Source organism: Bacillus sp. J41TS8 (genome assembly GCF_018333035.1).
GTDB lineage: Bacteria > Bacillota > Bacilli > Bacillales > Bacillaceae > Bacillus > Bacillus paralicheniformis.
In genome coordinates, this window is sequence record NZ_BORF01000025.1 from 22,697 (window position 1) to 29,020 (window position 6,324).

Annotated in this window: 9 protein-coding genes; 2 read left to right on the forward strand and 7 right to left on the reverse strand. The window is 46.3% G+C overall.

Features of this window, described 5'->3' with window-relative positions:
- Positions 1-2: 2 nt before the first annotated feature.
- The 7 genes from rluB to KI350_RS22330 all read right to left on the reverse strand — a co-directional run bounded on the left by rluB (position 3) and on the right by KI350_RS22330 (position 5,265).
- Positions 3-737, reverse strand: coding sequence for a 23S rRNA pseudouridine(2605) synthase RluB (rluB, locus tag KI350_RS22300; RefSeq protein WP_009327967.1), 735 nt, complete (start codon positions 735-737; stop codon positions 3-5).
- Between the two features lie 158 nt (positions 738-895).
- A complete protein-coding gene (locus KI350_RS22305; RefSeq protein WP_003183094.1) occupies positions 896-1,432 on the reverse strand; it encodes a spore maturation protein in 537 nt (178 codons plus the stop codon).
- Positions 1,433-1,436: 4 nt separating this feature from the next.
- Entirely contained in the window at positions 1,437-2,024 is a 588-nt protein-coding gene (locus KI350_RS22310) for a nucleoside recognition domain-containing protein (RefSeq protein ID WP_020452005.1), read from the reverse strand.
- Positions 2,012-3,166: a D-alanyl-D-alanine carboxypeptidase family protein gene (locus KI350_RS22315; protein ID WP_020452006.1), complete on the reverse strand. Its 1,155-nt coding sequence runs from the start codon at positions 3,164-3,166 to the stop codon at positions 2,012-2,014. Before KI350_RS22315 ends, KI350_RS22310 begins: the two co-directional genes overlap by 13 nt.
- A gap of 154 nt (positions 3,167-3,320) precedes the next feature.
- Complete coding sequence (locus tag KI350_RS22320) at positions 3,321-3,812, reverse strand: YpuI family protein (RefSeq protein WP_020452007.1); 492 nt, start codon at positions 3,810-3,812, stop codon at positions 3,321-3,323.
- A gap of 114 nt (positions 3,813-3,926) precedes the next feature.
- A complete protein-coding gene (gene scpB / locus KI350_RS22325; RefSeq protein ID WP_020452008.1) occupies positions 3,927-4,520 on the reverse strand; it encodes an SMC-Scp complex subunit ScpB in 594 nt (197 codons plus the stop codon).
- Complete coding sequence (locus tag KI350_RS22330; RefSeq protein ID WP_020452009.1) at positions 4,510-5,265, reverse strand: segregation/condensation protein A; 756 nt, start codon at positions 5,263-5,265, stop codon at positions 4,510-4,512. Before KI350_RS22330 ends, scpB begins: the two co-directional genes overlap by 11 nt.
- A gap of 182 nt (positions 5,266-5,447) precedes the next feature.
- Here KI350_RS22330 and KI350_RS22335 point away from each other — a divergent pair, with 182 nt between their 5' ends.
- Both KI350_RS22335 and KI350_RS22340 read left to right on the forward strand, forming a co-directional pair.
- Entirely contained in the window at positions 5,448-5,543 is a 96-nt protein-coding gene (locus tag KI350_RS22335) for a YjcZ family sporulation protein (protein WP_003183108.1), read from the forward strand.
- 119 nt (positions 5,544-5,662) lie between these two features.
- The gene (locus KI350_RS22340) at positions 5,663-6,184 is read left to right on the forward strand and encodes a DUF309 domain-containing protein (protein WP_025811213.1); all 522 of its coding nucleotides are present in this window, start codon (positions 5,663-5,665) and stop codon (positions 6,182-6,184) included.
- The last annotated feature ends 140 nt before the right edge of the window (positions 6,185-6,324 follow it).

A 6,324-nucleotide genomic window follows, 5' to 3' on the forward strand; every position in this document is an offset into this window, starting at 1 on the left:
ATTTAGAAAGCCGCTTTACCGTGTTCTGCCAATGCCCTGAGCCTTTTGACTTCATGAGGCGTAAGCTCTCTTTTTTCCCCTGTTTTCAAGCCCGCCAGGTTCAAAAAAGCATACTCTTCCCTTTTCAGCTTGAGCACCTCGTGTCCGATGGCTTCAAACATTCTCCTGACCTGGCGGTTTCGCCCCTCATGGATCGTGATTTGGACGATGCTTGTCTGCTTTTTCTTATCAAGCGACAAAAGCTTCACTTTTGCAGGAGCTGTCTTTCCATCCTCAAGGCGCACGCCCCGCTCAAGTTTTTTTAAATTCTCCTTTAAAGGAATGCCTTTCAGCTTTGCTACATACGTTTTATTAATTTCGTATTTCGGGTGCATCAATTTATTGGCGAAGTCCCCGTCATTCGTTAGCAATAAGAGGCCGCTCGTATCATAATCAAGCCTTCCGATCGGATAAATCCGCTCCTCCACCTCGGTGAAAAAGTCGGTCACAACTTTCCGGCCTTTGTCGTCTTTAACTGCTGATATAACCCCTCTCGGTTTATACAGGAGAAAATAAACGGGTTCTTCGCTTTCAAGCTGGACGCCGTTTACCTCAATCCGATCGGAGCTTGATACTTTAACGCCAAGCTCTCTGACGGTTTTGCCGTTGACCGTGACTCTCCCTTCTTTTATAAGCTCCTCCGCCTTCCGCCTCGATGCGATACCGGCGTGGGCGATTACTTTTTGAAGTCGTTCCATATCTTTCACCTCATGTATTATCTTACTTTTTTCCAGACCAACAAACAAGTTTGCGAGGCGCCTTCTTCCTTAGGAAAGTAGCTCTCCGCCCTTAAATGTATCCTTTCTCACCTCAAAAGTAAAACAGTTTTGGCTAAAAAGCAAAAAGCGCCTGTTGATCAGGCGCTTCCAAACAGCAATGTTACAATAATTACAGACGCGATAACCCCCGCTAAATCAGCAAGCAGTCCCACCTTTAAAGCATCCCCCATTTTCTTGATTCCGACCGCTCCGAAATAGACGGTCAAAACGTACAGAGTCGTGTCTGTCGATCCCTGCATGACAGAGGCCAGCCGGCCGATGAACGAATCGGGCCCGTAAACGGCGATCAAATCGGTCGTCATGCCGAGCGCTGCCGTTCCCGAAATCGGCCGGATCAGAGCCAGCGGAACCACTTCCGTCGGAATTCCCACGGCGGAAAACACGGGCTTTAAAAGATTCATAAAAAAATCGAGCGCCCCTGAAGCCCGGAAAACCGTGATCGCTACAAGCATACCGACTAAATAAGGGATAATGGAAAATGCAATTTGGATTCCTTCCTTCCCCCCCTCAACAAACGCTTCATAAGTCGGAACTTTTTTGAATGTACCGTATAGCAGAATCGTGGCGATGATAAACGGGATAAGGGCCAGAGAAAGCCAGTTGATGAATTCCAAATGCTCACCCCTTCTTTTTTCTTCTATAATAAAAGTATCGGTCGATGAAGATCGCAAAGATCCCCGATATTAAAGTCGCCAAAATGGTCGGACCGACGATGTCTGTCGGCGCCTTTGCATCATATGTCATCCTGACCGCGATGACGGTCGTCGGAATCAAGGTAATGCTTGACGTATTGACCGCCAGAAAGGTGATCATTGAGCGGCTCGCTTCCCTGCGGTTCCGGTTGAGCGCCTTCATCTGTTCCATTGCTTTAATGCCGAGCGGTGTCGCCGCATTGCCCAATCCGAAAAAGTTGGCCATTAAATTGGATAAAATATACCCCATCGCCGGATGATCCGGAGGGATCTCGGGAAACAGCTTTGAAATGAACGGCCGGCACAACCTGCTGAATTTTTCGAGAAGCCCGGATTGTTCGGCGATTTTCATCAGCCCCAGCCAAAAAACAAGGACGCTCATCAGGCCGATCGAAATCGTGACAGCTTCCTTCGAACCTTTAAATACGGCCTCATTGACTTCCTGAACCGTTCCGTTGAAAAGCGCAAACACCAGACCGATCACCGTTAAGCCGACCCAGATTATATTGACCATGATGAACCGCCTGCCGCTTTTTGGAATACGGATTGAAAGGTCTCGAAAAACGATTTTTTCGGCTTTTTGTTGCGTTCGTTTTCATAATAGATCGGTACACTTGCAATCGTTTTTCCGTTGAACATGACGTTCATTTCCCCGATGATGTCCGGGATTTCTTTTTTGTTTTTACGCCACGATTTTTTCGGTTTAAGAAGCTCGATGTCAACCTTCACGTCTTCTGTTTCATCTTCGTTTAACAGATATGTGACATCCCGTTTAATAAAAGCTTTATTCCCGTAAAAAGAGTCTTTTAATTTCGGAACCTCGCCTTTTTTGGCGATGATATATGTTTTGTAGTGGCCGTATACATAGTTGAACATGTTCATATGATCATTCCAGTCGTCAGGGGCGTTGATGGTGACGGCGATCAAATCGGTTCCGTCTTTCGATGAAGTGGAGACGAGCGTGCGCTTCGCCAGCTTGGTATATCCCGTCTTTCCGCCTGTACTGTATTCGTAAAGCCCTGTTAAAAGCTTGTTTTTGTTTCTCCAGATGCCTTGCATCGTTTCTGCCTTATAGCGCTTCGTTCCGGCGATTTTTCGGTACGTTTCGTTTGTCATCGCATATTTCGTCAAAAGCGCCATATCATAGGCCGAGGAATAGTGGTCAGGGTGGTCATCGAGTCCGTGCGGATTGCGGAACAGGGTGTTTTCCATGCCGAGGTCGGCCGCTTTTTGATTCATCATGTAGACAAAGCCTTCCAGGCTTCCGCCCACATGCTCGGCAATCGCAACGGCTGCGTCATTTCCCGATCTCAGCATCAAACCGTAAACAAGGTCCTTCAGTTTCACCTTTTGCCCGCTTGTCAAATAGATTGATGATCCTTCCGTTCTGACCGCCCTGTCGCTGACCGTGACCGTTTCATCCAATTTGCCCGATTCTACGGCCAAAATGGCTGTCATAATCTTCGTAATGCTTGCTATGCGCCGTTTTTCATGCTCATCCTTCGCAAACAATACCCGTCCGGATTGCCCGTCCATGACAATCGCGCTTTTTGCGCTGACATGAAGGGAAGGCTGTGCTTCAGCGATTTGGTATGAAGAGCATAAAAGAGAGCATATGATGATGGCTGCTGCAGCCTGTTTTAGAAAAAAGCGCATTTTCTCTCACGTCCTTGTGGTTGTTTGTACAAGTTTATGCGCTTGTCTTTCCGTTATGAACACCAATTGGATGATTCCCCGAGAAAAATCTAAAAGCAACATCAAAACTCCCCCTTTCATGAAAGGGGGAGTTCCGGCTCACGGTTCATTTAAGCTATGATCTCGGCTGAACCATCTTCAGCCGATAGTCAGTCGCATAGTATTCCAATTCTTCTCTCATCGATTGATATTCTGTTTCAAGCGAAGCCATCAATTTTTTTAATGAGGCCGGCGCTGGTTCGTGAAAGCAAATGGCGTTTTTTCCCGTGTAGGCCGCTCTGCTGTCTTCGTACCAAGTATCTTTTTTCGGTGTAAAAAATTCTTCTATGCATCGATGATAGATCTGATAGAGCGTCCTTTCGGCGGCAGCGTCCTGAAAAGGATTCTGCTGCAGCCTGATTCGGCAGGCCAGAAGCCCTTCTTCACAGTAAACCGCCAGCTTTCTCAAGTTGCTGAGGACATCGCGATAATAATCTCTGCTCCCGGGCTCTTCGGCTTCAAGGGATGAGAGCGTCGTTTCGTTTAAATAATCGCTCAGCGTCTGAACGGTCTGTGCTAAAAATTCGCCTGCCTGCTCGGTTTGGGCTCTTGCCATAGATTTTCCCATTGGTGTCGGCACCCTCTCCTCATCGCTTTGTTACAATCGTATTCTTTCATGCATGAAATTAAACATAAAAAATACGATAATATATATTATCATACTTCGGTCCTTAAGGTGAGTCTATTTTAAATCTTCGAACGTCTGGTTAAAGTTCTCAAAGAACAGATCGGCTTCTTCCTGAACCCCGTCTTCTTCTACATTTTCGGGCAGCGGCGGAAGCTCTTCAAGCGTTTTTAAGCCGAATTGTTCAAGGAATGTTTCGGTTGTACCGTACAAGATCGCCCGGCCCGGTCCGTCCGCCCGGCCTACTTCGCACAACAGCGCTTTTGCGACAAGGCTCTGGAGAATCCGTTCAGATTTGACCCCTCTGATCTCCTCGACTTCCGCTCTTGTAATCGGCTGTTTATATGAGACGATGGCCAAAACTTCGAGGGCAGCCTGAGAAAGCCCTTTTGAAGGGGCTTCAATCAGCTTTTTCAAATAGACGGCGAATTCTTTTTTGGTCGAAAGCATGTACGTATCTGCGTACTCGACAAGCTCGATGCCCCTGTCTTCGTTTTCATAGGTTTCTTTGACATCAAGCATAATATCCTGAAGCTCGGCTTCATCGATCTCCAAAACGGATAATAGCTGTTTTTTTGTCAGGCCCTCGTCGCCGGCGGCATACAAAAGCGCTTCGACAATGGCTTTCCAATTCACGATATCAAGCGTCATGAATCGTTTCACTCCCTGTTATGTAAATGTCTGAAAAGTTGTGTTCCTGTTCAATGATGATCAGCTGGTTTTTCATCAGCTCCAAAATCGCCAAAAACGTCACAACGAGATGCTCTTTCTGTTCGTACGGGAACAGTTCCATAAAATGCATCCTTTTGCGGGACGATTTCAAACAATCGACGATTTGCATCATTCGTTCTTCTATCGGTATTTCCTGTCTTGAAATTCTAGTTTCAGACGGCCGGCTGATTTTTTTGCGGTTCAGCACCTTTTGAAACGCCCCGAGCATGTCATAAACGGTGACGGACAGCTTTTGCTCGCTGAGTTTAATTTCCTTGGCATAGTCGCTTAAATCGCTCGGCGGCTTCGCGAATGCTTTTTGCCGCTCTTCCTCGCGCTCCTTCAAATTTTGCGCGGCACTTTTGTATTTTCTGTACTCTATTAATTTTTCAATCAATTCTTCTCTCGGGTCCTCTTCCTCCTCGAGAAACTCTTCGTCAAACAACTCCTCTTCCTGCTTTGGAAGGAGCATTCGGCTTTTAATGCTGAGAAGGGTCGCAGCCATCACCAAATATTCACTGGCCACGTCGAGCTCAAGTTCGCGCATCGTATGCACATATAATAAATACTGCTCGGTTATCTTCGCAACAGGTATGTCATAAATGTCTATTTCAAGGCGGTTGATTAAGTGCAGCAGCAGATCCAGCGGCCCTTCAAACGCCTCGATTTTCACCTGATATTCCATGTTCATTTCTCACCATTTTCAAAATCGCTTCTAAGCCGGCTAAAACTGGCTACCCTTTAGTATAAATTACGCGTCTGCATGAAGTCCAATATAATTTAAGAAGCTTTGGCATTCGCCTATACGATTTGAGCGTATGCTGCATAGAATACTGTGTAAAATCTTAAACCTGAGGAGGGAACAACATGGGAGGTAAAGGCTTCGGCTACGGCGGAGGATTTGCTTTGATTGTCGTTCTGTTTATTTTGTTGATTATTGTAGGAGCGGCATGGATCTATTAACATAAAAATGAGAAGCGTCCGTTACCCGGGCGCTTTTTTCATAGCCTGGATATATCTCCGTTTTTCCTCCGTTCCGTTCTTATGATACACTTTAACGGAAACTTAAAGGAGGATGTCAGATGTATCCCCAAGCTTATATCGATTACCTGGCCGAATTCCACGGGTCAAGGGATTATTTTGAATGCCACGAAATTTTAGAAGACCATTGGAAAAAGAACAATCCCGGCGAGCGGAAATCATACTGGGTTGGATTGATTCAGCTGGCAGTCGCACTCTATCATCAGCGGAGAAACAATTTTGCCGGTGCAGAGAGATTAATGGCGAACAGCATCCGCACCCTGGTGTCCGAAAAAGACGCAGTCGAATCACTCGGATTGGATTACAGCCGCTTCATCAAGCTGTTAAGGAAGACTTACCAAAAAATCAAAGCCCATTCTCCTTATGAAAGCATCATGCTTCCAATCACAGATGAATCTTTGATCAAAGCATGCCGGAAACAATGTGAAAAAAAGTCGTATGAGTGGGGAGCAAACGATCCACCGGACGCCTTCATCATCGATAAACACCTGCTGAGAGACCGGACTGAAGTGGTTGCCGAGAGGGAAAAACAAATCGAACGGCGAAAAAAGAGCAGAGGCTAGAAGCCTCTGCTCACAGACCGTTGACAAAATAGGTCGGATTTCTATGATCCGACCTATTTTTGTCCATTTTGTTCTATTTTTTCGACGAAAAAGCTGGCGATGAGGACCTTTCCAGGTCCAATTCGCCAGCTTTTTGAGAT

Excerpts from the sequence above, each read along its gene's own strand:
- rluB (WP_009327967.1), bottom strand. The coding sequence starts at position 737 with ATGGAACGACTTCAAAAAGTAATCGCCCACGCCGGTATCGCATCGAGG.
- KI350_RS22310 (WP_020452005.1), bottom strand. The coding sequence starts at position 2,024 with ATGGTCAATATAATCTGGGTCGGCTTAACGGTGATCGGTCTGGTGTTT.
- KI350_RS22315 (WP_020452006.1), bottom strand. The coding sequence starts at position 3,166 with ATGCGCTTTTTTCTAAAACAGGCTGCAGCAGCCATCATCATATGCTCT.
- KI350_RS22320 (WP_020452007.1), bottom strand. The coding sequence starts at position 3,812 with ATGGGAAAATCTATGGCAAGAGCCCAAACCGAGCAGGCAGGCGAATTT.
- scpB (WP_020452008.1), bottom strand. The coding sequence starts at position 4,520 with ATGACGCTTGATATCGTGAATTGGAAAGCCATTGTCGAAGCGCTTTTG.
- KI350_RS22330 (WP_020452009.1), bottom strand. The coding sequence starts at position 5,265 with ATGGAATATCAGGTGAAAATCGAGGCGTTTGAAGGGCCGCTGGATCTG.
- KI350_RS22335 (WP_003183108.1), top strand. The coding sequence starts at position 5,448 with ATGGGAGGTAAAGGCTTCGGCTACGGCGGAGGATTTGCTTTGATTGTC.
- KI350_RS22340 (WP_025811213.1), top strand. The coding sequence starts at position 5,663 with ATGTATCCCCAAGCTTATATCGATTACCTGGCCGAATTCCACGGGTCA.